Source organism: Pacificoceanicola algae, assembly GCF_049341065.1.
Taxonomy (GTDB): domain Bacteria; phylum Pseudomonadota; class Alphaproteobacteria; order Rhodobacterales; family Rhodobacteraceae; genus Pacificoceanicola.
The window spans coordinates 453,364-475,977 of the sequence record NZ_JBMPIX010000002.1; the positions used below are offsets into that span (position 1 = coordinate 453,364).

Below are 22,614 nucleotides of genomic sequence, written 5' to 3' on the forward strand. Positions count from 1 at the left end.
TTTGCACACAAGTGGGTAAAGCCGTTGGTGGCCCCTGCCCGCCTGGAACATACTGATCGGCCCGGGCAGCGCTGCCTTTGCTGTTTGCGCCCGACCGACTGCTGCGGCGACGTCAGGCAAACCCTCCAGAGTCGTTTCCTGCATCCGGATTTCGCAGTCATCCGCACGCTTTGCCGGGAACTCGGTCAGTGTCGATCCATCGAGGAGAGACAGCCATGACCGTCCATGCATTGAAGCTCCGTACCGGTGGTCGTTCCGCCCGCCCTACCTGCGCGTCCTTGACGACGTGCAGCGCAATCCGACGCTGGAAGACCTCGCGATGTTCCACATGCTGACTCGATGAAATCCGGACCTATGCCGGGCGCGCACTATATCTGGCATCCCGCTGGCTGGAACGAGGCGTGGATGCGCTGTTCGGTCGCCAAGTTCATCGTCGGCGCAGAACAATGCGCGATGGCGTGCCACTTGGCCAAGGGGCCGCAGTGGGAGGGCTTCGACAAGGCACTGGCGAGCGTCTTGGATATCGGTCCCGGCGGCCAATATCTTGCCCAGCCGCATTCGCAGGAAAACTTCCAGACCGCCTATTTCATGCCGGAGATGTTCGACAATAATTTAATCGAGCAATGGGTCGCGTAGGGCTCAGAAAAAATCACCCAAAATGCGCCAGAGCATACCCGCAAGCCGTTGGCTGACTACGAGGAACCCAAAACGGACGAGGCCAGGACCCAGGCGCTGCTGGACGACATCGCCCGGCGCGAGCGGGAAATTCCTGCGGCGGATGCCCTGAACCAAGACTGCTGAGCGCCCGGTTTTAGCCCAGCCCTTGCGCGGGGGATCAGAGAAAATCGCCCCCTGCCGACTCCTATTCAGTCCCAGACAGGTTTAGTCTTTCGTTGACGGACGGGTGGTTGTGTCATGCCCACCGGTGCCCGACGCGCCCCATGTATCGGACAGGCGATACCCTTCCGGCCATGGGTCGGTGGGGTCAAGCATGTGCTGGTGGATGCCGGTGATCCATCCCCGGCCCGAAACCTCGGGCAAGATCGCGAGGCGCCCGCCGACGTGCGTCTGACCCAAGATCCGCCCCGTGAAGGTTGACCCGATCACAGAGCGCGCTGTCAGCCGTTCGCCCACCTGCATCGCGTTTCGCTCATGCAGGACGGCCATGCGCGCCGACAGGGCTGTGCCGGTGGGCGAACGGTCCACCTTGCCCGGCTGAATCGCCACTGCCGTGCGCGTTTCCAGCCCCTCGGGCCCTTCGGTCAACGGACCGGCGAAGAGGCAAAACGAGATATGCCGCCAATCAGGGTTTTCGGGATGCTCAAAGCCGATCTGCTGGTTCGCCGCATTCGTGATCTGCACTCCCAACCGGGCGATGACATGCGCTTCTTCAGCGATCAGCGAAAAGCCCAGTGCGGCCGCATCGACGATCACGAAGCTGTCGCCACCATAGGCGGTGTCGACCGTCAGCCTCCCCAGCCCGTCGACCTGAAGCGGCACATCCAGCTGCGCGGCGAAGGAGGGCAGGTTGCGGACATTTATGCCCTCTGCCTTGCCGTCACGACAGTCAGCGCGCACCCGCACCAAGCCACCCGGCGCTTCGAGCACAAGATGCGTTTCAGGCTCGGTCATGGGCACAATCCCGGCGTCCAGCAGCACCGTCGACACGCAGATCGCGTTCGAGCCCGACATGGGTGGCGTGTCCTCTGGCTCCATGATGATAAAAGCAGCCTGCGCCTCTGGGTGCTTCGGGGGCACCAGCAGATTGACGTGCCGAAAGACACCGCCACGAGGTTCGTTCAGAACGAAGTTGCGCAATGTCTGATCCCGGGCAATCCAGCGGCTCTGTTCCCAAAGCGTGTCTCCGGGCGGCGGCAGAACACCTCCGACGATGACGTCGCCAACCTCGCCCTCGGCATGGGCGGAAATCACATGGATGGTCTTGATGCTACGCATGGTGGTCTTCCTGTCTGTCGAGGCTATCCTATTCGTCGCGCGCGCGCCATTCCCTGGCCCTCAACAATGCGTTGGCACCGATATGAAGGAAAGGCTGTGGCGGCAGGCGCTTTGGCCGTGCCTCGCCCTGGAAATGCTGGGTGATGATGCTGGTCTCGCCGCAGGCCAATTCGGCCGCTGCGAGCCCGGTCAGCGTGCCGCGCACCGTACCAAGGCCTTTTTGCACGCAGGCGGACCACAGGTCCTCATACAGTTGCCGCGTGACCGAGACACCGTTGCGCGCCAAACACAGATGCCCGGCCCAAGCTGAATCCATGCCCGATCCAGCAAGCTGGGGAAAGCGCTGGTCGAACTTGCGCCGCATGGTGCGCGATGCGCGCGCCAGGGCGCCGTGTTGCGGGCGCGTGTCGAGGCGCAGCGTGGCACAGGTGCGGACCACGATGCGGTTGCCCCCCTGCCCCGTGTCGATCCGGCGCACCGTGGTACCCATCGGGTCCGAGGGCGTTATGCCCCAGCGCGATTGCCCGCCCAGACGCGCCAGAGTTTCCCCGCCCAATTCAGGTGTCATGACGGCATAGAGAAGCAGTTGCATCAACCGCGCGTGCTCAAACCCGAAGCTTTTAAGATGGCGATTTACCGTCAGGATCACATGCGGCGCCGTCACGTTCCGACGCGGGGTTGCCACCTGCCAGTCAGGGCCAGCGCGCTCGATCGCGGTGGCGGGCGAACCCTCAAAGGCATAACCGCCCTCGGCCTGCAGGCCAGCAGCCAGCCCCCGGATATAGCCCGCCGGTTGCAACATGACCGTCCCCGGCGAAATGAGCCCGGAGCGATAGTGCCGCGCCCCCGTCACCTCGAACATAGCCTTCTCGTCAAGCACCTCGCAACGCTCGCCCAGTGCCTCGAGGTGGCGGGCGTAGGCGACGTTGTGATCTTGCGCTGCAGCGCTCACCGCGCCGTTCAACTTGCCGCCCGGGTCAAAGAAATTGCGGTCGTTGTCGTAGTGTTCGACCGCCTCTGCTGCAAAACCTATGGCCCGCCGATTCAGCGCGATCATGGTCCGGTCGTCGCCTGCGCCCGCGTAGTACTCGGACTGAAGGTCGTGCGGCAGGTCGATCATGAAGCCCGAGTTGCGCCCCGACGCGCCCGCCGCGATGCGCCCGGCGTCCAGCACCACGATCCGCGCGCCGGGTTGCAGTTGCCTCAGCCGCAGCGCTGCCATCAGCCCGGCAGGACATGCGCCGCAGGTTGCGGTTCAAGGATCGCATTCCAGCCCGTCGGCCCCAATTGAACCGGCAGGCGTCTGGCCCGATAAGCGATCAATCCACGGCCTCGTCGCAGGCCAAGGGAGGCACGCTCAATTCCCGCGCTCCGCCTGAATCTCGGCAATCGTCCGTGTCAAGACGTGCACCACATCTTCAAATGCGCGCATTTCGTCCCCGTTCAGCCCTTCAAGCGGCGGGCGCACCACGGAACAGTCAATTCCGTTCATCGTCACGCCATGCTTGATCGTCTGGACAAACTTGTCGCCCTGTTCCAGCACGCGCATCAACGGCATCATGGCGGACATGATGCAGCGGCCATTGGCAAAGTTCCCCTCAACCACGCAAGCGTTGTAGAACGCAACATGTTCAGCGGGCAGAAAGTTCGACCCACCGCAGACCCAAAAGGGCGCCCCCCAGGCAAAGAACTTCAGCGCCTGATCGTTCATGCCGCAGCCCAACTGAATGTGCGGGTCATTGTAGAGCATGATCGACAGGTCGGCAGCCTTGTCGATGGCCAGCGCATTCAGTGCGTTTTCGCGGTCCATCGGCACCGAACACGGCGGTGAGGCCAGCAGTATCGCGTCAGCGCCCATGTCGCGCGCCGCAGTGGCCAAGTCGTTTGATTCGCTGGTCAGCATCGCAGCCGTCCCAATCACCACAGGCACGCGGCCTTTAACCTTCTTCATGGTAAAGCACGCGATCTCGATCCGTTCAGCAACGGTCTGGGCGTAGTTTTCGCCCGTGGACCCGCCAGAAATCAGGCCATGCGCCCTTGCGAAATCAGCCCGTTAATGACCTCCCCGAGCGCCTCCCAAGACACGGAAAGATCACCGTGAAAGGGCATGACGACAGGTGTGTAGATGCCATCAAAGCGGAAGCGTGGAGTCGTGTCTGTCTCATCCCGTTGTTGTTCGCTTCACGGATCGACATGCGCAATCCGCATGTGGCACGGGCCATCAAGATCATGCGCGACGGGCTGGTAACCCCGATCTCTCCCATCGTCATTGCCGAGGAACTGGGCATTTCGGTCCGACAGCTGGAACGACTCTTTGGGCACTATTTCAACACCAGCCCCAAGCGGTATTACATGGAACTGCGCAGGGACCACGCTCGCAACCTGCTATTGCAAACCGAGACGTCGGTTTCGGAGGTCGTTTGAGCCAAGCGTTTGCACACGGCGCGTTATCGCGGGCATTTCACACCCGAGTCAGTTTGCGCGCTACAGATGCTTTCGGGCGTGCATGGCGTATTCAAGCCAGACGGGAAAGCCATCATCCCCGGACAGGGACAGGTATCTACGCGTCACTGCGTCAATGCCAATATCACCGTCCGCCTTGGCCGCCCGCGCTGCATCCTTGTCGAATTGGACAAGAGCACCGGTCAACTGCCTTTCGCGTTTGGCCTCGAATTGGTCGATCGCCTCCCGATATGCGATCCGGTCCTTGTAGGGGGCGAAGACTGACTTGAAATCCCTGAACCAGGATGCGCTCCCGTCAAGCCCATGCAAGTCGGCCTCGAAGCTTTCGAGTTCGTGCAGCATTCCAGCAAGTACCGCATCAAGGATCGCCTGTCTCTTGGTGTCGACGCGACGCAGGAAAGGATCGGCGATGTGTTGCGCCACATCGGTCAACCGGCTGGAGATCACTTCGGCGCGCTGTTCCAGAGCATCAAGCGACGCCGAGCTGTCGTTCAGGCCTTCGATTGCCAAGAGTTCCGGTTCCAGTAACGGGCTCAGGATTTGGGCTTGCTGACTTTCAGCCCGGTCCCTTACGCCAGCGCGGTGGTCGGCCTGCAGATAGGGCTGATAGGCGGTGCGCGCTGTCGCAATCGCCGCTAGTGCATCAAGCTTTGCGTCAAGATCAGGCAATGCATCGATCCTTGCAAAGTCTGCTTCGGCCTCGTGATGGGCCAGAACGTCCAACCGTTCGGTCGCAACCTGCTGAACTTGCCCCCTTTCACTTGGCCAAAGCGCCGCCGCATTGTCCGACAGAACCGCTTTCAGCCGCTGGTCAAGCACTGCCGCAGCCTCAAGCGTGGGGACGGCCATCATTTCGCCGATCAGCCCCTCGGTTTGATGCCGGATGACCCGTGTCCCACGGATCGCATGGATGATGGCAGGTGCCCCGAAACTGGTCAGCGGCTTGTCGAGACTACCCCGCAAACCCCGATTGGCCACCGATAGGCCAACCAACTTGTTGCGATAGAAGGGATCGCTTCCGCAGGTCTGGGAAATATCCTGCGCAAGCTTGATGCGATCCGCGACCGGCATCACATCATAAGGCGCCCCGAAGAGCGGCACAAAATCATCGTCGGCAAAAAGCATGACCATTCGAGGGAAGACCGTCCCTAGCGGATCTGTCCGGATCGACATCTCGGGATATTCCGTCCCGGCCTTGGCCAGCCAATTCACGACCGCTTCACAACGCTGCTGTCGAGATGCATTGCTGAAATACAGCCCGCTCCCCGCTGCCTTAACCGTTGGCACCCGAGAGGGCGTGACTTCAGTCACGCGCTGCAAATCGGTTTCAGAGCAGGACCCACCCTTGTAGGCGAAATGAAGAGCTTCCTTGCCGTCTCCTTGATCGAACGTGAACTCCCGGGGGCCCGTCCGTGCTACACCGCCCGACACAATCGACGCGACGACGGCTTGCCACGCTTCATTATCAGACGCCCGGCGCGCGACAACCGACAGCCTTGGGACGCCTTCATTTATTGCCGTGGGTCCGGCGACATTCAGCATTCCGGTCATTTGATCGCCGATTCTGTTGTCAAGCGTGAGGCTGAGTGTCCTCTTGCCGTCCCGGCATATGGTCACGCCTTCCCAAGTCCCGGCCAGACCATCACCCGCCGCGGCAGCCGTTGCCACGGCTTCCGCGCCATCGCCATGTTTGTTGAATTCGACGTAATCGCATCCTTTCGTCTGCCCGGTGAACTGGTTGGACACGGGATCAAAGCGCAACCTCAGATCCGTAAGCGCCCAGGCATCGGCAACGACGCGCTCGCCATCCCGCAACCGCCCAACGGTTTGCAATGTCCGCATCGCAAAGCTCTGCGTGTCCGCATCCCAAATGCCATAAACCAAATTGCGCGCGGGATAGATGACATTCGGCTTCGAGGGCGTGCTGCGACGATATTCAATGTCTGCAAGAATGTTTCCTTCATGCGCGGGAACGATTGTCATCTCTGCAGGCGCATTCCATGTGCCGCAATTCTGAAAGCCACCCGACCAGTCGCCAATCGCCTCGGGCAGCGCCGGTTTGGGCGTGTCCTTCATGAACCGAAGGTCCTTGCACCCTCCGAAATCGACCTTAACCGCGTCGTCCGATCCGCTGTTCCGAAGCTCGAACCGCTTGCCGCCGGGTATGCCCTTTCGCACGGCGTATTTCATTGCGACGGCGCCGTCGGGCTTCGTTCCGCTTGAGTAAAGCAGCCCGTAAATCAGGTCTCCGCCGGACTTGGCTTTGGGGAAAAGTTGAAAATACGCCCTTTGCTCGAAATTGCTCATGGTCAGAAGCTTTGCTTCGAACGCCTCTTCCTTGCCTTTTCTGAATTTGCAAGAAAATTGAGAGGACCAGATGCCGTCTGGAATCGCCGTCCCTGCCCAACTGGTCCCGGGGAGCGCCAAAAACATCGCGACGGCAAGAACTGCAGAAAACTGCCGCATGGCAGAGCACTTAAGTCGAAATTTCTTGGATGTGGCAGATTTTTTTAGTTTGCGAGGCATGAAATTACCCGTTCGCTGGTGTCACCATGGCTTGCTGAAATCGCCACAACTTCTTTGAAATCACCCTCAAGCGTTATCCACTCGGCGTCGGACAGCCCGCCAGTGTCGAGCGCACCGACAATACAGCCGCACAAATTTTCGCGGTCGAAAAGCTTGGTCTTTGAAAACTGGTCGATGCAACGCGATCGCGCGTTGTCACGAAAGGCGAGCTGCTGCGCCTTTTCTTGGCGTAGGGCTTCCTTCTCGCGCTCTTCCGCTTGTCTTGCCGCCTCGGCGGGAGAAAGTCGCCCCGGCCACCCATTCGCGTAGGCGGCGATGTTGTCCAGCACGCGTTTCGTCACTGGGCTTTCACAATCGTGGCTGTCGAGCAGCACCTTCATGTCGTAGACCGCGCTTTCATCGACGCTCTGGATAGAGCCCGCCCGTTGGGACGAATCGATAAGAACTGACACAGGCTGCCCACTTTGAATGGCCTCGGCATAGTCCCGAAGCCTTTCGAGAACGTTTGTCACGGCCTCCGGGCTAGCGCTTGTGACGACCAGCTTTCCCAGCAGGCCATTCGACACGCCCGGCTTGTCAAGCTTCCAGCAGTCACCTGGAATGTTCGCACCGAACTGTTTGAAAGCCTCAAATGCCGCATAGAGATACCTTGGCCTCAGATCGCTGCCGACGATATTTGTTTTGAGACCCTCACTCAGCTCCAGATAATCGAAATTGCCGGTCTCCAATCCCCGCATCATCTTAGGCTGAGAAAAGTTCGCCAGGTCAATATCTTCCTCAGCGGCCACGGGCCCAGGAAAGGCCGCAACAAGCAGCATCGCAAAAAGAACTTTGATACGGTATCGACGTTTTTCCAGCATCCAAATCACCACGATGTCGAAAGAACCTACTCAGGGTTCAGAAAAAAATCTGTCATGATGCTTTTTGCGCAAACCAAATACGCCGCACCTCGGACGATCTACAGCATGCAGATCCCGCGCATCATGCAAGCAATCTTGAAGGATTATCGCAACAAGCGCAAATAAAGAGAGGGTGAGCTGGTGGCGTGACATCGGTAACGGTGCCGGCCAGAGGGTGCAGACGACCATACCGCTGAGCCATTTGGCAAGGTTCGTCCGACCTGAACGATCATTCAGCCGGTTTCAGTCCGCGGCATTACCTGTGGTCCACGGATCGACGGAACTATTTGCAATTCGCTGTAACTTGACGTCCGGGCCCTTTGAGCCACCAAACCGGGTGCCTCCCCCGTAAGCTCGGAACAGAACCGTCAGGCCGAAAATTCCTCCAACTATTTGTATCTTATGTATTATCCTTGGCGCGCCAATCTCTTTGACGTGCAAGCCAGCACTCATGGGATCAATCAAAGCGTTGAAAAGACGGCTTGGGCCAAAGAATTCCAGGCGCGTGAATTCAGTATTTCTCGGAACCCTTTGTTAAGGGTGCATCCGTATTCCTTCTGGCTGTCAATTGTGCCGATGAGCGGCGCGCATGGTGCCACGAAGGAACGGTTTCACGATGCAAGACATTAACTTTCACGCTCTGGGGGCCTCCCGGGCACGTTCGGGTGAGGATCCTCTGGTTCCTTTCCTGCTGAACGCCCGCAAAGCCCCTGTGACGATCTCGGCCCGCGATGTCCAACGACTGGACGCGCATCGGCTCCAACTGCTTCTGGTGGCTGAAAAACAATGGTGCGCTGACGGGCTGCTTTTTCAGGTGACCGACATGACACCGGCCTTCCGTGAAGGCCTGGAACGACTTGGGCTTGGGCCCAATCACTTCGACAAGGAGATGCCGCAATGACAACGAAGGTGCTTGCCATCGATGATTCACGCACCATCCGCAATCTTCTGCGGGTGTCTCTGGAAGGGGCAGGATTTGAGTTTCATTCCGCCGAAGATGGGCAGGAAGGGGTCGAAGTCTTTCCCGACGTTGATCCTGACGTCGTGATTACCGACATCAATATGCCAAGAATGGACGGTTTTGGCGTTATCGACACGCTTCGCAGCGGTCCGAACAAGACCAACGTACCAATTCTGGTTCTCACCACGGAAAGTTCGGACGAGCTGAAGTCACGGGCTCGCAATTCCGGTGCAACCGGATGGATTGTCAAACCCTTCGACGATGCCTCTTTGGTTTCCGTTCTCAAGAGATTGACGGGGCATGTAAGCTGATGTCTGGGAATTCGATCCGCGACACCTTTTTTGAGGAATGCGAAGAGCTCCTCGAAGCACTGGTAGAAGGTCTCTCTCAAATGGAAGAGGCGCCCGACGACATGGATGTTGTCAACGCCGTCTTCCGCTCGGTGCACTCGATCAAGGGCGGCGCCGGGGCTTTCAAATTGGACCGTCTTGTCAATTTCGCGCACACGTTTGAAACCGTGATGGACAAAGTGCGTGATCGCGAGCTCGAGGTAGACGAAAAACTGATCAGCCTGTTTCATCGATCAGGCGACATGTTGTCCGATCTGGTTGCTTCAGCGCGCGACGACACCGATCTTGACGCCTCGAATGAAACCGGCTTGATCAAGGAATTGGAAGACTACCTCGGTCCCGAAACGGTCGAAGAAGAATTCAGTTTTGAAGCAATGTCATTGGACATTGGCGACCCGCCAGCAATCGAGCTTGATATTCCGACCACCGAAGTTTCCGGCCAAAAGCTATTCAAGATACACTTCAAGCCGCAAAAGAGCCTTTACGAGAATGGGCACGAACCTCTTCTCATTTTTGATGCCTTGGCAGAGTTGGGGCAATTCAAAGCGACTGTCGACCTCGGCGGCCTCCCTGAATTCGATGCTTTCGACCCCTCTGACTCAGTTCTGTCATGGGAGCTTGAACTGGCGACGAACGAACCGGAGACATCTCTTCACGAAGTTTTCGAATTCGTGGAAGGCCTGTGCGATCTGGGAATTTCCGTAGAAGAAGGTGCCGTAGCCGCCGAGCAAGCCTTGGCTATACCGTTTTCGGCGCCTGAACCGGCTATTGATCCTGTGGACATTGAACCAAAAAAGCCTGAGGCCGCGCCTTCGGCCCAAGCAGTCGAGCCTAGCAAACCTGCCCAGTCGGCTGCAGCGCAGTCGAAGGAGTCTCGCGGCCCCAAGCCAACTTTGCGCGTAGATCTGGACCGCGTTGATCGCCTGATCAACACGGTAGGCGAGCTGATTATCAACCAGGCGATGATATCGCAACGGATTGAAGAGCTTGACCTGCCAACCGTAGCGCATTTGACGAACGAACTTGAAGCCTACAAGCTCTTGGCTCGCGACATACAAGAAGGCGTAATGGCTATTCGAGCCCAACCGGTCAAGCCGCTTTTCCAGCGCATGTCTCGGATCGTTCGCGAAGCTTCTGATGCCACCGGCAAGAAAGCCAAATTGGTCACTGTCGGGGACTCGACCGAAGTTGACAAAACAGTGATCGAGCGTTTGGCTGATCCACTGACGCATATGGTGCGCAACGCGGTCGACCACGGATTGGAAAGCCCGGAAGATCGCGAGGCCGCAGGCAAAGATACAATCGGAACAATCAGATTGTCGGCCTCACATCGGTCGGGCAGCGTGTTTATCGAAATCGCTGATGACGGCGCGGGTTTGAACCGCGAACGAATCCTGGCCAAGGCTATAGAAAAAGAATTGGTCGCCCCGGACGCTGAATTGTCGGAACCGGAAATTGATAACTTGCTGTTTCTTCCCGGCTTTTCGACGGCTGGTCAGGTATCGAACCTGTCCGGACGCGGCGTGGGAATGGACGTTGTCAAGAATGCAGTACAAGCGCTCGGTGGCCGGGTGTCCATCAGTTCGACCCCGGGAAAAGGAACGACATTTACGATCGTCCTGCCTTTGACACTTGCCGTAATGGATGGCTTTGTTATCTCGGTTTCCGACCAAACGATGGTCATTCCGATTGCTTCGATCCTCGAGACAATCCGCCCGAGCACACGCGACATTCATATCATCGGCACAGACAGCGAAGTGGTCAGCGTTCGCGGCTCCTACGTGCCTATAGTGGATGTAGCGCAATCTCTTGGATTGGCTGACAAACCCGAGCACGCGCAGACAGGCATTCTTTTGTTGGTTTCGACCGAGGCAAATGGCCTGACTGCACTTCGTGTTTCGTCGATCCACGATCAGCGACAAGTCGTCATCAAAAGCCTAGAAAGCAACTACACTGCGATCCCAGGCGTTTCGGCCGCCACCATCCTTGGGGATGGAAAAATCGCCCTGATCCTCGACCCGGAAGAATTGATCCGCCTTGGCCACATAACAGGCACGGATTCCCTAGCACAGCAGACCAGAATGGAGCTTCGTCATGGCTGAAACCGCTGAAGTCCGCAACGACTCGCAGTTCGAATTCATCACCTTCTCGGCTGGGGGGCAGAGCTTTTGTCTCGAAATCACTCAGATCCGTGAAATTCGGCGATGGACACCAGTCACCGCGCTTCCTCACACGCCAGCGGATGTCTTGGGGGTTATGAACTTGCGCGGGGCGGTAATCCCCATTTTTGACCTCGCCGCTCGGTTCGGTCTGGGTGCAACGCCTGCAAATGAGCGAAACGTCGTCATCGTGGCCGCTGTCGAAGGCACCACAATCGGCCTTTTGGTCGAATCCGTTTCTGAAATCCTGTCTGTCGAGAAAAGCGCCATCCAAGAGACCCCGGATATCAAATCAGATGCAACAAAGCATAGCATCCTTGGCATGATTTCGGTCGATGAATCCATGGTTCGCGTTGTGAATCTCGATGCTGTTCTGGAAGCCGGAAAAGGCGTGCCCGGATGACGCAGGTGTCAAGCACCCTCGGAGCTCAGGACGTACCGTTTAGCGACAGTGACTTTCAGGCGCTCGCCGCCTTGGCACGCCGCGAATTCGGTCTCAGCCTTGCTCCAAGCAAGAAACCCCTTGTCTATTCGCGGCTTTCGCGGCGATTGAAAGCGCGCCACATAACGGGGTTTCCGGAGTACTTGCAACTGTTGGACAAACGGGAGGAAAGTTCAGAACGCCTTGAGCTGATTTCCGCTCTGACCACCAATGTGACCAGTTTCTTTCGGGAAGACCATCACTTCCAAATGCTCCGCAACAACTGCTTGCCTGCTTGCGCCGAGCGTTCACGCAACGGCAAACGGGTGCGCATCTGGTCGGCGGGATGTTCGTCAGGGCAAGAGCCATACTGCATTGCCATGTCAGTTCTGGACACCATCCCAGAAGCGCATCGCCAAAACATCAAGATCCTGGCCACGGACATTGACCCGCAAATCATCGCCAAGGCCAAAGCAGGGCGTTATCCGGCAGAAGACGCCGCTTCAATCCCCGAGTCATACCGGAAAAAATGGGTGACCTTGGAAAGTGATGGAAGATCTGAGATTGCCATGTCGAATGACTTGGCCCGGCTGATCACTTTCGCCGAATTGAACTTAATCGCACCGTGGCCGTTTCAAGGCCCTTTCGATGCGATCTTTTGCCGGAACGTGGCAATCTATTTCGATCAGGAAACCCAACAAAAGCTATGGCAAAGATTTTGCGATCTGCTCGTGCCTGGCGGGTATCTGTTTATCGGACATTCTGAACGCGTAACCGGCCCCGCCTCCGACCTTCTAAAAGGCGTCGGCATCACAAGTTACCAGAAAACTGCGACCCCAAGCGCCGCGCAACCTCGATAAGGAGAGCAAAATGGGTTTGAAAGAATCCCTTAGAATTATGGTGGTCGACGATATGGCGACCAGCCGTGGCCTGATCACCCAGGCGCTCGACGACATAGGCATCAAGAACTACATTACCGAAAACGATGGAAGCCGTGCTCTCGATCGGCTGTCCTCAACCCCGGTCCACCTCGTGTTGTCCGATTTCAATATGCCGGGACTTGACGGTTTGGGCCTACTTAAGGCCGTACGCACCTCTCCTGCGACGCAAAAGATGGGCTTCATTCTTGTAACCGGTCGACCGACACCGGAAATTGTAAATGAGGCGAAACGCCTGGGCTTGAACAACATGATCAAGAAGCCGTTCACCTCCGCATCCATGAAGCAATGCATTGAAAGTGTCGTGGGCCGCCTATGACACTGTCCAACCGCGAACCGCAGCCACTTGCAGTTGTCAACGCCCGCGTTGCTGCCGAACTGCGTGGCCTGCAGGACAGAGTCGAAAGGCTTGAAGACACATTGGAGGTACTCTACCAAAATCCAGCCGTGAAACTGGATGCACATTCCATCGGAACACTGCAAGACATCGACTTTCTTCGCCAATCCATTGCGGCACTTTCTGCCTACTTGGAACAACTGTCCGTGACTGCGTCTACGGACGGAACTGTCTGCGTCGACGATGCATTGTCTGCGGTTCCGCTCAGAGATATGGCCGCGCGCCTAAGGGGGTTCGACGAAACCCCTGCGCGGCCAATTCACGCCGAACTGTTTTGACAGGTTATTGAATTCAGGCCCGTCAATTCAGTTTTGATACGCGGCTAGCCGCGCAGCTGAGGCATCAACTCTCAAGGCCCATCAAGGGGAAGCTTCGTGACAGTTAAGTCAACAATTGTAGCGATTTCGGAGCCGGCACAGCGTAACAGGCTGGCCGCCCTTGTCGACAGCCTTCCAGATTTCAGAGTGATCGCCTGCACTGCAGATCTGATGAACACTTACAACGAAGTTGAATCCTGTCTTCCAAAAGCTGTTTTGATATCCAGTGGTCTGGCCGCGCTTCCGGAATTTGAAGTGATGCGAGGATTATTCTCTGCTTTGGATGTGCGTTGGCTGGTGGTCACAGATCACGGCCAGATCGACGCGCTACGCCGCCCAGTTGCTGCAGGTAGTCCGCAAGGGTCGGATTTGTTTTCAGTCCCCGCATCATCGCCCCCACAAATAATTGCAGATCAGTTGCGCAGTTTGACCCGAACAGTCTCCAGGCCGCAGCCTTCGGTCCAAGCACCTGAAATCAAACCCGCCAAGTCGATTCCGTTTCCAGCAAGCGCCCCCCAGCAAAGACCAGCACTAAGCACCCCTGACAGGTTTATCCTTATTGGTTCAAGCACAGGCGGCGTGGATGCCTTGATCTCCGTTCTGTCGGCTTTCCCTGTTGATTGCCCACCGACGTTGATCGTACAGCACACCGGCACCGGTTTTGGAGACAGCCTGGCAAGCCTGCTGAACAGACAATGTGCACCAAAGGTGACGCTTGCCAGCGGCAAACATGAACTGAAGCGCGGCGAGGTCATTATTGGTGCCGGGACACGTGCGCATTTGGTGCTGGAAAACGGTCGCCCCCCCTTCGCCAACGTGCAAGAAGGCTCAGCCGTCTCGGGGCACTTGCCTTCGGTAGATATGCTCTTTCGCTCTGCAGTTCCGCTGGCCGGAAAGGTCACCGCAGCCATTCTGACAGGCATGGGGCGTGATGGTGCAGAAGGCCTGAAGGAACTGCGCAATGCCGGCGCCCGTACGATTGCTCAGGACGAGGCGACTTCGGTCGTCTACGGGATGCCCCGCGCAGCTGTCGAATTGGGCGGAGCTGAGGTGAGTTTACCTTTAAACCGCATCGGTCCCACTTTGATGGCCCCGGCCAGAGCCAGAAATGAGGTTCATCTGTAATGCAATCACAGGAAAACCTGATCAATGTCATCCAGGGCGACTATGTCATTTCCGCTGATCCTGAAGTCGTTTTGACAACGGTCTTGGGGTCTTGCATTGCCGTTTGTCTATGCGACCCCAAACTCAAAGCAGGCGGCATGAACCACTTCCTGCTACCCGAAGGCGGCCGCAGCGACGCCGGAAACGTGCGCTATGGTGCCAATGCAATGGAACTTCTTATCAACGGGTTGTTGAAAATCGGCGCGGAACGGCATCGTCTGGAGGCGAAGATTTTCGGCGGCGCGAAGATGATGGGCAATTTGCGCAATATCGGGGAATCGAATGCAGCCTTTGCCCACAAATTCCTGCAGGACGAAGGCATTCCTTGCCTTGCAGAAAGCGTCGGCGGCACATCCGCGCGCCGGATCCGTTTCTGGCCGTCGACGGGATTGGTGCGGCAATTGATTGTTCCGGGGAATATCGAACAGGTCGCCCCGATCCAAAGGGTCGCGCCACCCGTCAAGAAGGCAGACGACATTCTTCTGTTTTAAGGTCCGGGCAACTTCCGGAACACGAAACTGTCATGCGACATGACAGACCGGCGACAATCCATGTGAGACTGTGGCAGTTCTAACCTGCAACTTCGGCGGCAATCGTCGAGGTTACAGGAGAAAAACGTCATGCAAAGCAGTTTGCCCTATACCCGCGATCTGGTCCTTGTCGGAGGCGGACACACGCACGCTCTTGTTCTGCGCAAATGGGGTATGACGCCCCTACCCGGCGTCCGTGTGACCGTCATCAATCCGGGTCCAACTGCGCCCTATTCGGGAATGCTGCCCGGACATCTGGCAGGCCATTACTCTCGGGACGCGCTGGATATCGACTTAATTCAGCTGGCAAGGTTCGCGGATGCCCGCGTCATTCTGGGCTTGGCACACCACATCAACTTGCAAAAACGCGAGATCATCGTTGCCGGACGCCCGCCAATCGGCTTTGACATCGCGTCCATCGACATTGGCATCACCAGCCGCATGCCCGATCTTCCCGGTTTTCAGGAACACGCAGTGCCCGCGAAGCCGCTGGGCGTTTTCGCCTCCCGGTGGGCAGCTTTTCGAAACACGACTGGCCCAGCTTCGATTGCGGTCATCGGTGGTGGCGTGGCAGGTGCGGAAATCTCCATGGCCCTCGCCCACGCCATGCATTTTGACGGGCGGTCCGCTAAGATCTGGCTGGTGGAACAACAAAAGGCCCTGTCTGCGCTGCGCGCCCCTGCGGCGTCCAGATTGCGCAGCGCGCTTGAAGAAGCAGGCGTGACCATTCTCGAACACACTGACATTGCGCGCGTCACGGCTGAGGGGCTTGATCTCGGTAATGGAGATAAGATCGAAGCGGATTTCATTACCGGCGCCGCCGGTGCCCGACCGCATGGATGGCTGCAAAACAGCGGACTGGACTTAGAAAACGGCTTCATTCGCGTCAACGAGTATTTGCAAAGCTCTGACCCGTCGGTTTTTGCCGTCGGGGATTGCGCCCATCTGGAAGCCTCTCCGCGTCCGAAAGCCGGAGTTTTTGCCGTTCGTCAGGCACCTGTTCTGTTCGACAATCTCCAAACCTGCCTGTCCGGCGGGCGCAATTTGCGCGCGTATCATCCACAAACAGACTATCTCAAACTGATCTCTCTGGGTCAAAAATCGGCCCTCGCAGACCGGTTTGGCGTTACGCTCTCGGGTCCTTTCATGTGGCGTTGGAAGGACCGTATTGACCAGAAATTCATGGACAAATTCCGGACGCTCCCGCAGATGAAGTCGGCTGCCCTTCCCGCAAAGCACGCGTCCGGGATGGTCGAAGCCCTTGGCCCCAAACCCATGTGCGGCGGCTGCGGGTCAAAAGTCGGGCGCGGCGCATTGAGTGCAGCATTGGCGACCCTGCCCCACTCTGGGCGCGACGATGTCGTCAGCATAAAGGGAGATGACGCCGCGATGCTGCTGACGGGCGGCGCACGGCAAGTGATCAGCACCGATCATCTGCGCGCCCTGATGCCCGATCCGGTTCTGATGACACGCATCGCGGCGATCCACGCGCTTGGCGATATCTGGGCCATGGGAGCAGCACCACAGGCCGCAACAGCCAGCATTATCATTCCGCGCATGTCCCCAACTTTGGCGCAGCGCAGCCTGTCAGAAATCATGCAAGCCGCACAGATCATCATGCAAGACGCGGGCGCGGCCATTGTCGGCGGCCATACTTCTCAGGGCACGGAACTCACCATCGGATTCACCGTAACGGGCCTGTGCGACAAGGATCCGATCACCCTTGCCGGTGCCAAACCCGGAGACCGGTTAATCCTTACCAAACCCATTGGTTCCGGCGTTCTGATGGCCGCCGAGATGGAGGGACAAGCCAAGGGCAATTGGGTCGCGGCGGCCTATGACTTGATGGTGCAATCGCAGGCAAAGGCGTCGCAAATTCTGAGCGCAGCCTCCTCCATGACCGACGTCACAGGATTCGGCCTTGCGGGTCATTTGCTGAACATTTGCGAAGCGTCGAATGTGGGCGCAACCTTGGATCTGGACGCCGTTCCCGTGATGGACGGTGCACTGGAACTGTCTGAAAAGGGCGTCAAATCAACTCTCTACCCCGAGAACAAAGCCGCCCTGCCCTTCCTTGAGCAAAGCCCAAGGTGCGACCTTCTGTTCGACCCACAAACCGCGGGCGGTTTGTTGGCATCTCTGGGAGAAGGTATTGACGCGGCCATCAAGGCGCTGGAAACCGCGGGATACAAAGCGGCGGTCATCGGGGAAATCACCGATATCCCGGGTCAGATATCAATCCGCTGAACCGCCTTAGCGATTTTTCCGGCCAGTTCTGAAAGCGCCTCGGCCCCCAAGTCCTGCGTTTCGAGACGCTCTGACACCGTTGGTGCAACGGCCCGCATAGACCGCTCATAAGCCGGATCATAATGATCCGAGGCCAGCGAGGCGCAGAGCGCCAGCTTGTCCCCTGCCGCAATCAAACCGCCCCAGTGATCCACCAAGGCATGACCGCGATGATAGCGCAGCGGCTCCAGCTTGGCGCGCAGTCTCTGCTCGTCCGCAAGGATATCCGCATAGGCCTGCGCCAAATAGCGTGCTCGGGCGGCGACCGGCGCTGCCACTTCGATCCAAGGTGCGGCCTTCATGGCCTCCCACAGGCTGGGCGGCAGGTTTATATCACCGATCTTGCTGCTTTCTGCCTCGACGACAACCGGTCTGGTCGGGTCCAGCGCATTTAGCTGCTGGGCAAGCTCCGTCTCGAACGCTTTTTGGCTGGGCTGCCCGCCCGGCATGTCGCCCAAAAGCGAGCCGCGATGCCGAGCGAGCCCTTCAAGATCCAAAACCTGAACGCCCTGATCTTGCAGCAACGGCAAAAGCGCAGTCTTGGCTGTGCCAGTGTATCCGCCCAGTTGGATCAGCTTAAAAGGCAGTGGCTCTTGATACAGGGCTGTATTGACCAGCGTCCGGTATCTTTTGTACCCGCCTTGAATGCTTTCCGCGCGCCACCCGATTTCACCCAGCATCCACGCGAACGAGCCGGAACGCTGGCCGCCGCGCCAGCAATATACCAACGGCCGCCAGCTGCCTTCGTGATGGGCCAACGGCCCTTCGATATGCGCTGCCGAATTCCGAAAAACCAGGGCCGCGCCAATCTTGCGCGCTCTAAATGGCGAAACCTGCTTGTACATAGTGCCCACACGGGCCCGTTCTTCGTTGTCCAGCACCGGTAGATTGATCGCGCCGGGAACATGATCCTCGGCGAATTCCGCAGGACTGCGCACGTCGATCAACGTGTCAAAGCCGTGGTTCAATAAATCGCCAAGTGTTTCAAAGGAAAGAGCCATGTCGCTCGGTCTACCCTGTGTCTGCGGGTTTCGAAAGGGGCACATGCAGGGAATATCATTTGCTTGAAAAAACCCTGAAAAAGACACTGGACACCGCTTTTCACCTCGGCTAGACCGCCTGCACCCGAAGGGCGTCGCCCTTCTCCGTGCCCGGGTAGCTCAGGGGTAGAGCAGTGGATTGAAAATCCTCGTGTCGGTGGTTCGATTCCGCCCCCGGGCACCATAAAAATCAATAACTTAGCAAGTCCCGCAAGCAGTGCACTCAAGTGCACGTGTAATTCGTGTGTAATCAGGCCGAACTTTTCGGCGAGAACCTGCGGATGTAGTCTTGCTGAACTCCGCTGACCCGCCCCTCCAACCGATCCATTGCCGCTTCGATGTGGGACCCGCTTTGATGCGCGTAGCGCGCAACCATGGACAACGTTTTGTGACCCGAAATGCGCTGGACTGTGGGCAGATCGACGCCTGCCTGAACCAGATGCGTCACCGCAGTGTGGCGAAGCGTGTGTGGGGTGATCTGGTCGGGATCAAGCCCCGCGCGTTCAACCGAGCGGCGAAACGCCTTGCGGATTGTATGGACGTGACCGGTGGCGCTTCCCGGAGAGGGGAAAATCCACTCGCAGCCCGGCGGCAACATGCCCATTCGTCTTTCCAAGTACTCAGCGAGTTCGCCCGTGATCGGCTGCTCACGAGACCCCGCCTTGGCCTGCGGCACCCAGATCACTCGCTTGCCGACATCGATGTCTTCTCGGCGGATCGCCAGAATTTCCGCATGACGCATCCCTGTGTGCAGTCCGACCATGACGAAAGCGTGGACGTTTTCGTTGTGATCCGATGCTGCCGCTTCCAGCAACGAAACGCACTGATCATCCGTCAGGTACACTATTCGTTGATTGTCTTCCTTGAACCGAGCGATCTTGACCGACCTGCTCTTGATCCACTTCCACTCGACTGCTTGGTTCAGCAGATGGGAAAGCGTGGCCAATTCCCGATTGACGGTTGCCTTTGCTGCGTCCGCAGAGCGGCGGGCCTTCTTGTAGCGTTCAACGTCGAAGGACTCGATTGCACTCAACGGCTTGGCTGCAAGGAACGGGACCAAATGCTGTCTTAACTGTCGCTCTTTGATGTCGATGTTTTTCCCGTCACTGTCCCGAAGCCTCTGAACGTAGCGGTTTGCGGCCTCTTCGAAACTCAGTGGTGTCTTGCGCCCTTCGGGCAACTCCAAGCGCTGACGCCTTGCATCGGTTCTGGCTTGAGCGATGAAATCTTCCGCCTGCTGCCTTGTCACGCCTTCAGATTCGCGACCAATCACACGATGAATACGCCGACGGTCCACCATGATATTGACAGAGTAGACGCCGTCACCATTGGCGTCGCGACGAAATGTGATGCCATGCTCCGAAACGGAGGACCCCGGCTTCAGAGAACGGATTGCAGGTCGTGTGAGCTTTGAGAAGCGAATAGCCATTTCAATAAACCTCTAGAAAGGAATCTCGTCGTCGATGTCTCTACTGGGTGGCGGCGTACCAACACCGGGAAGGACGTCTGGCTTCTTCTCGCCCATCGCGACCGCAACTAGGTCCTCCCAATATTGGTCAACCCGCTCTCTTACGATGTTGTCCAAACTGATGTTGAAATCCCAATCGTTTCCCCGCCAACGACCGCGCCAGAAATGCCCATTCTCTTCGATCAGCGCCCATATGTGTTGCTCTTCGAAGGTCAACAACTCCGGAGCGACAATTCCGAGTGATACCAAACGCTGGCTCTCGCGGACGTGCCAAAGTACATCGGCGCGTTCTCCGAAAGTATTCGGTTCATCAAGATCGGAGTTGCGCCACTTGTTGATTACCTGCGTCTGAATGTGTTCGGCCAATGTCGCTTCAATGAATGACGACTTAGTTCGGCGCTGAGACCTAGCCGCCAACTCGCAAAGGTAATTCAGGCGCGGATCGAGGCGAATCGAGACGGTCTCGGTCCTGCCCAACTTCGATCCGGAGCCCTTGGGAACATTGATTGCCATGATGTCCTCGTGTCGAAACGTTCTGTCACGATCCATTTTGCACATTATGTATTGAGTTTCAATACACGTCTTGCTCTTCTGATCACGTACTGACCAAAGCTACCTATTGAGCAAGGAAACAAACCATGAAAATCGACACCGACACCCAGCGGGTTTTCATTCACCCGGACGGGCGGATGGATCGCAAAAACGCGGCCCGCTACCTTGGCTGCTCACCGAAGACGCTCGCTGATTGGGCGATGAAGGGCCAAGGACCGCAGTACGTTCTTCTCGGCGGACGCGCTTTCTACTTCCTTGAAGACTTGCAGTCTTGGATCGCGGCCGCGCCTCGTCTCGCCGGAACCGGCGGTCGGGAAATCCGGGCGAGCGACTAGGGCCGCGAGGATGCCGGGAACCAAGAACCCGGACCGCAGGCGCGTCCGTATTAGGCGTACCTACTCGGTACCTGAAGTCGCGGCGCTTCTCGAAGTTCACGTTCACACTGTGCGCCGATGGCTCAAGAACGGGTTGGGTACGATTGATGGCCAGAATCCAACCCTGATTCACGGCGCTGAACTTCGCAGATACCTCGACGCCCGCGCCAGAAGCAGGAAGCAGAAGTGCGGCCCGGATGAAATTTACTGCCTTTCTTGCCGAGCACCCCGCCTGCCAATTCTGGGCTCCGTCCGCATTGCCGATTGCAACGAGAAAACGGTTCGCTTGGTTGGGACTTGCTGCACATGTGGCGGGAAAATCTGCCGCGCAGGGAGCGCTTCACGACTACAAGAATACACTGCGTCATTCGGGCCACTCCAGAGGCGGACCCCAAGCCTAAAGGGGAGCAGCATTCCCCTCTTGGATGGTGACTCAAAGGAGCAAGACGAAAATGGACAAATTCAACGCGGTAAATGAACGGATCAAGCGTGATTACGCTGAGTTCCTGCGCGAAGCAGATCAAAAGTCCGAAGCCACCGTACGTGGGGTCGAAAAAGCGATCCTGCGTTTCGAGGAATACACCGGCTTCCGCGACTTTGGGCGCTTCAACCGTGAACAGGCGAAAGGCTTCAGGGCGGCACTGTCCTCCCCTGACGACGAAAACAAACGCCTCGGAAACTCGACAGTCCTATCGACCTTGAAAGCGGTGCAACGGTTCTTCCGGTGGCTGTCAGTACAGCCGGGCTTCAAGTCCAAAATCGACACCAACGCCATCGCCTACTTCAACCTATCTGAAAAAGACATACGCGCGGCAACATCTTCACCGACGAAGCCCTCACCGACCATGGATCAATTGAAGCGCGCATTAGAATCGATGCCTTCGGAGACCATTCTGGAGAAGCGTGATCGTGCCGTGTTTGCCCTTATCATGATGACCGGCATCCGTGACAATGCAGCCGCCTCCTTGCTGCTAGGCCACGTCGACATCGACCGGCAGCTGATCGTTCAAGACCCGAAAACCGTCCGCACGAAGAACAGCAAGCTGATTGAGTCGGTGCTGTTGCCGCTTGGACCTGAGATTGAAGGCGTTCTGTTTTCCTGGGTCGCGTATTTGCGCGACGAACTCAGGTGGCAACCTAACGATCCTCTCTTCCCCCAATCGCGGCATCGGATCGACCCTCTTAAGGGACCGGTCGTCGACGCTATCAAACGCCAGGTGTGGTCGAATTCCCAGCCCATTCGACAAATATTCAAGCAAGCATCAACAGGTGCTGGCCTGCCCTACTTCACCCCGCACCAGGTACGGAACACCGTCGTCGAGTACGCGTACCTCACCTGCCGGACGCCCGAAGAGTTTAAAGCATTCAGCCAGAATCTCGGCCACGAAAGCGTCGTAACGACCCTGTCGAGCTATGGGCAGATACCTTTGGTGAGGCAACGGGAACTGATCCGCAACGCCGGGAAATCGCGAGGCATCGACGAAAAGATTGAAATGATACTGGCACGGCTCGGCGTATCCGGAGATTAAATTCCTTCGGCTTCTGCCAAAATATTTGTTGTCAATTAGGCCGGTTGTTCTGATAGTCGGCCTAATCAGCGGCGGAAGCTAATAGAATTTAGTCTTAGTTTTTGGAGGAAAAGTGGCGAATCCTATTATATCCGGACCATCGAGCCAATCGCTGCAACCGGGCCAAAGTGTCAGTGGCGACCAGCTCGTCAGTTCCGTGTCCGATCCTGACGGGTTTTCCGACCTCGACTACGTGCGCTTCTGGGACAGCACGCCGGGCACGGATGGTGGCCATTGGGAGATCA

General features: G+C 57.6%; 21 protein-coding genes, 1 tRNA gene and 2 pseudogenes. 16 read left to right on the forward strand and 8 right to left on the reverse strand.

What is annotated here, in order from left to right:
- The first annotated feature begins 339 nt into the window (after positions 1 to 339).
- Positions 340 to 801, forward strand: a pseudogene (locus ACOYQJ_RS04715) (trimethylamine methyltransferase family protein).
- 81 nt (positions 802 to 882) lie between these two features.
- Here ACOYQJ_RS04715 and ACOYQJ_RS04720 read toward each other — a convergent pair.
- From ACOYQJ_RS04720 to ACOYQJ_RS04730, 3 genes and pseudogenes are all read right to left on the reverse strand, one after another.
- Positions 883 to 1,956 (reverse strand): trans-3-hydroxy-L-proline dehydratase, encoded by a 1,074-nt coding sequence (locus ACOYQJ_RS04720; protein ID WP_422904843.1) that lies wholly within the window; start codon positions 1,954 to 1,956, stop codon positions 883 to 885.
- Positions 1,957 to 1,984: 28 nt separating this feature from the next.
- A complete protein-coding gene (locus ACOYQJ_RS04725) occupies positions 1,985 to 3,178 on the reverse strand; it encodes an NAD(P)/FAD-dependent oxidoreductase (protein WP_422904844.1) in 1,194 nt (397 codons plus the stop codon).
- 135 nt (positions 3,179 to 3,313) lie between these two features.
- Positions 3,314 to 4,065 (reverse strand): annotated as a pseudogene (locus ACOYQJ_RS04730) (dihydrodipicolinate synthase family protein).
- Between the two features lie 84 nt (positions 4,066 to 4,149).
- Here ACOYQJ_RS04730 and ACOYQJ_RS04735 point away from each other — a divergent pair.
- Complete coding sequence (locus ACOYQJ_RS04735) at positions 4,150 to 4,380, forward strand: helix-turn-helix domain-containing protein (RefSeq protein WP_422904845.1); 231 nt, start codon at positions 4,150 to 4,152, stop codon at positions 4,378 to 4,380.
- A gap of 60 nt (positions 4,381 to 4,440) precedes the next feature.
- Here ACOYQJ_RS04735 and ACOYQJ_RS04740 read toward each other — a convergent pair whose 3' ends face one another.
- Together ACOYQJ_RS04740 and ACOYQJ_RS04745 are read right to left on the reverse strand one after the other, a co-directional pair.
- Positions 4,441 to 6,726: a hypothetical protein gene (locus tag ACOYQJ_RS04740; RefSeq protein WP_422904846.1), complete on the reverse strand. Its 2,286-nt coding sequence runs from the start codon at positions 6,724 to 6,726 to the stop codon at positions 4,441 to 4,443.
- A gap of 203 nt (positions 6,727 to 6,929) precedes the next feature.
- Positions 6,930 to 7,805: a hypothetical protein gene (locus tag ACOYQJ_RS04745; protein WP_422904847.1), complete on the reverse strand. Its 876-nt coding sequence runs from the start codon at positions 7,803 to 7,805 to the stop codon at positions 6,930 to 6,932.
- A gap of 655 nt (positions 7,806 to 8,460) precedes the next feature.
- On the opposite strand from ACOYQJ_RS04745, the gene ACOYQJ_RS04750 reads away from it, so the two are divergent.
- The 10 genes from ACOYQJ_RS04750 to selD all read left to right on the forward strand — a co-directional run bounded on the left by ACOYQJ_RS04750 (position 8,461) and on the right by selD (position 17,328).
- Positions 8,461 to 8,745: an STAS domain-containing protein gene (locus ACOYQJ_RS04750; RefSeq protein WP_422904848.1), complete on the forward strand. Its 285-nt coding sequence runs from the start codon at positions 8,461 to 8,463 to the stop codon at positions 8,743 to 8,745.
- Positions 8,742 to 9,116 carry a response regulator gene (locus tag ACOYQJ_RS04755; protein WP_422904849.1) on the forward strand — a complete coding sequence of 125 codons (375 nt, stop codon included), beginning with the start codon at positions 8,742 to 8,744 and terminating at the stop codon, positions 9,114 to 9,116. Before ACOYQJ_RS04750 ends, ACOYQJ_RS04755 begins: the two co-directional genes overlap by 4 nt.
- Positions 9,116 to 11,257, forward strand: a complete 2,142-nt coding sequence (locus ACOYQJ_RS04760) for a chemotaxis protein CheA (protein ID WP_422904850.1) — start codon at positions 9,116 to 9,118, stop codon at positions 11,255 to 11,257. Before ACOYQJ_RS04755 ends, ACOYQJ_RS04760 begins: the two co-directional genes overlap by 1 nt.
- On the forward strand, positions 11,250 to 11,717 hold the full coding sequence (locus ACOYQJ_RS04765; RefSeq protein ID WP_422904851.1) for a chemotaxis protein CheW: 468 nt from the start codon (positions 11,250 to 11,252) through the stop codon (positions 11,715 to 11,717). The genes ACOYQJ_RS04760 and ACOYQJ_RS04765 overlap by 8 nt, the downstream gene beginning before the upstream one ends.
- Entirely contained in the window at positions 11,714 to 12,595 is an 882-nt protein-coding gene (locus tag ACOYQJ_RS04770) for a CheR family methyltransferase (RefSeq protein WP_422904852.1), read from the forward strand. Before ACOYQJ_RS04765 ends, ACOYQJ_RS04770 begins: the two co-directional genes overlap by 4 nt.
- A 10-nt stretch (positions 12,596 to 12,605) precedes the next feature.
- Entirely contained in the window at positions 12,606 to 12,992 is a 387-nt protein-coding gene (locus ACOYQJ_RS04775; protein ID WP_422904853.1) for a response regulator, read from the forward strand.
- The gene (locus ACOYQJ_RS04780) at positions 12,989 to 13,348 is read left to right on the forward strand and encodes a DUF8776 family protein (protein WP_422904854.1); all 360 of its coding nucleotides are present in this window, start codon (positions 12,989 to 12,991) and stop codon (positions 13,346 to 13,348) included. Before ACOYQJ_RS04775 ends, ACOYQJ_RS04780 begins: the two co-directional genes overlap by 4 nt.
- A 96-nt stretch (positions 13,349 to 13,444) precedes the next feature.
- Positions 13,445 to 14,512 carry a CheB methylesterase domain-containing protein gene (locus ACOYQJ_RS04785; RefSeq protein ID WP_422904855.1) on the forward strand — a complete coding sequence of 356 codons (1,068 nt, stop codon included), beginning with the start codon at positions 13,445 to 13,447 and terminating at the stop codon, positions 14,510 to 14,512.
- Positions 14,512 to 15,042 carry a chemotaxis protein CheD gene (locus tag ACOYQJ_RS04790; RefSeq protein WP_422904856.1) on the forward strand — a complete coding sequence of 177 codons (531 nt, stop codon included), beginning with the start codon at positions 14,512 to 14,514 and terminating at the stop codon, positions 15,040 to 15,042. The genes ACOYQJ_RS04785 and ACOYQJ_RS04790 overlap by 1 nt, the downstream gene beginning before the upstream one ends.
- A 129-nt stretch (positions 15,043 to 15,171) precedes the next feature.
- Complete coding sequence (selD, locus tag ACOYQJ_RS04795; protein WP_422904857.1) at positions 15,172 to 17,328, forward strand: selenide, water dikinase SelD; 2,157 nt, start codon at positions 15,172 to 15,174, stop codon at positions 17,326 to 17,328.
- On the opposite strand, the gene mnmH is transcribed toward selD, so the two are convergent.
- Positions 17,310 to 18,368 (reverse strand): tRNA 2-selenouridine(34) synthase MnmH, encoded by a 1,059-nt coding sequence (gene mnmH, locus ACOYQJ_RS04800; protein ID WP_422904858.1) that lies wholly within the window; start codon positions 18,366 to 18,368, stop codon positions 17,310 to 17,312. The genes selD and mnmH overlap by 19 nt on opposite strands.
- 148 nt (positions 18,369 to 18,516) lie before the next feature.
- On the opposite strand from mnmH, the gene ACOYQJ_RS04805 reads away from it, so the two are divergent.
- A tRNA-Phe gene (locus ACOYQJ_RS04805) sits at positions 18,517 to 18,591 on the forward strand.
- A gap of 66 nt (positions 18,592 to 18,657) precedes the next feature.
- Here ACOYQJ_RS04805 and ACOYQJ_RS04810 read toward each other — a convergent pair.
- Entirely contained in the window at positions 18,658 to 19,836 is a 1,179-nt protein-coding gene (locus ACOYQJ_RS04810; protein ID WP_422904859.1) for a tyrosine-type recombinase/integrase, read from the reverse strand.
- Positions 19,837 to 19,848: 12 nt separating this feature from the next.
- Positions 19,849 to 20,388, reverse strand: coding sequence for a hypothetical protein (locus ACOYQJ_RS04815; protein WP_422904860.1), 540 nt, complete (start codon positions 20,386 to 20,388; stop codon positions 19,849 to 19,851).
- Positions 20,389 to 20,513: 125 nt separating this feature from the next.
- Between ACOYQJ_RS04815 and ACOYQJ_RS04820 the strand changes: the two genes are divergently transcribed.
- Genes ACOYQJ_RS04820 through ACOYQJ_RS04830 form a run of 3 tightly spaced genes read left to right on the forward strand, consistent with a single transcriptional unit; the run spans position 20,514 to position 22,330 of the window.
- A complete protein-coding gene (locus ACOYQJ_RS04820) occupies positions 20,514 to 20,762 on the forward strand; it encodes a helix-turn-helix transcriptional regulator (protein ID WP_227446561.1) in 249 nt (82 codons plus the stop codon).
- A 10-nt stretch (positions 20,763 to 20,772) separates the two neighbouring features.
- Entirely contained in the window at positions 20,773 to 21,279 is a 507-nt protein-coding gene (locus ACOYQJ_RS04825) for a helix-turn-helix domain-containing protein (protein ID WP_422904861.1), read from the forward strand.
- Complete coding sequence (locus ACOYQJ_RS04830; protein ID WP_422904862.1) at positions 21,254 to 22,330, forward strand: site-specific integrase; 1,077 nt, start codon at positions 21,254 to 21,256, stop codon at positions 22,328 to 22,330. The genes ACOYQJ_RS04825 and ACOYQJ_RS04830 overlap by 26 nt, the downstream gene beginning before the upstream one ends.
- The last annotated feature ends 284 nt before the right edge of the window (positions 22,331 to 22,614 follow it).

What these genes read in the sequence shown, in the direction of transcription:
- ACOYQJ_RS04720 (WP_422904843.1), bottom strand. Translation starts at nt 1,956, where the DNA reads ATGCGTAGCATCAAGACCATCCATGTGATTTCCGCCCATGCCGAGGGC.
- ACOYQJ_RS04725 (WP_422904844.1), bottom strand. Translation starts at nt 3,178, where the DNA reads ATGGCAGCGCTGCGGCTGAGGCAACTGCAACCCGGCGCGCGGATCGTG.
- ACOYQJ_RS04735 (WP_422904845.1), top strand. Translation starts at nt 4,150, where the DNA reads ATGCGCAATCCGCATGTGGCACGGGCCATCAAGATCATGCGCGACGGG.
- ACOYQJ_RS04740 (WP_422904846.1), bottom strand. Translation starts at nt 6,726, where the DNA reads ATGAGCAATTTCGAGCAAAGGGCGTATTTTCAACTTTTCCCCAAAGCC.
- ACOYQJ_RS04745 (WP_422904847.1), bottom strand. Translation starts at nt 7,805, where the DNA reads ATGCTGGAAAAACGTCGATACCGTATCAAAGTTCTTTTTGCGATGCTG.
- ACOYQJ_RS04750 (WP_422904848.1), top strand. Translation starts at nt 8,461, where the DNA reads ATGCAAGACATTAACTTTCACGCTCTGGGGGCCTCCCGGGCACGTTCG.
- ACOYQJ_RS04755 (WP_422904849.1), top strand. Translation starts at nt 8,742, where the DNA reads ATGACAACGAAGGTGCTTGCCATCGATGATTCACGCACCATCCGCAAT.
- ACOYQJ_RS04760 (WP_422904850.1), top strand. Translation starts at nt 9,116, where the DNA reads ATGTCTGGGAATTCGATCCGCGACACCTTTTTTGAGGAATGCGAAGAG.
- ACOYQJ_RS04765 (WP_422904851.1), top strand. Translation starts at nt 11,250, where the DNA reads ATGGCTGAAACCGCTGAAGTCCGCAACGACTCGCAGTTCGAATTCATC.
- ACOYQJ_RS04770 (WP_422904852.1), top strand. Translation starts at nt 11,714, where the DNA reads ATGACGCAGGTGTCAAGCACCCTCGGAGCTCAGGACGTACCGTTTAGC.
- ACOYQJ_RS04775 (WP_422904853.1), top strand. Translation starts at nt 12,606, where the DNA reads ATGGGTTTGAAAGAATCCCTTAGAATTATGGTGGTCGACGATATGGCG.
- ACOYQJ_RS04780 (WP_422904854.1), top strand. Translation starts at nt 12,989, where the DNA reads ATGACACTGTCCAACCGCGAACCGCAGCCACTTGCAGTTGTCAACGCC.
- ACOYQJ_RS04790 (WP_422904856.1), top strand. Translation starts at nt 14,512, where the DNA reads ATGCAATCACAGGAAAACCTGATCAATGTCATCCAGGGCGACTATGTC.
- selD (WP_422904857.1), top strand. Translation starts at nt 15,172, where the DNA reads ATGCAAAGCAGTTTGCCCTATACCCGCGATCTGGTCCTTGTCGGAGGC.
- mnmH (WP_422904858.1), bottom strand. Translation starts at nt 18,368, where the DNA reads ATGGCTCTTTCCTTTGAAACACTTGGCGATTTATTGAACCACGGCTTT.
- ACOYQJ_RS04810 (WP_422904859.1), bottom strand. Translation starts at nt 19,836, where the DNA reads ATGGCTATTCGCTTCTCAAAGCTCACACGACCTGCAATCCGTTCTCTG.
- ACOYQJ_RS04815 (WP_422904860.1), bottom strand. Translation starts at nt 20,388, where the DNA reads ATGGCAATCAATGTTCCCAAGGGCTCCGGATCGAAGTTGGGCAGGACC.
- ACOYQJ_RS04820 (WP_227446561.1), top strand. Translation starts at nt 20,514, where the DNA reads ATGAAAATCGACACCGACACCCAGCGGGTTTTCATTCACCCGGACGGG.
- ACOYQJ_RS04825 (WP_422904861.1), top strand. Translation starts at nt 20,773, where the DNA reads ATGCCGGGAACCAAGAACCCGGACCGCAGGCGCGTCCGTATTAGGCGT.
- ACOYQJ_RS04830 (WP_422904862.1), top strand. Translation starts at nt 21,254, where the DNA reads ATGGACAAATTCAACGCGGTAAATGAACGGATCAAGCGTGATTACGCT.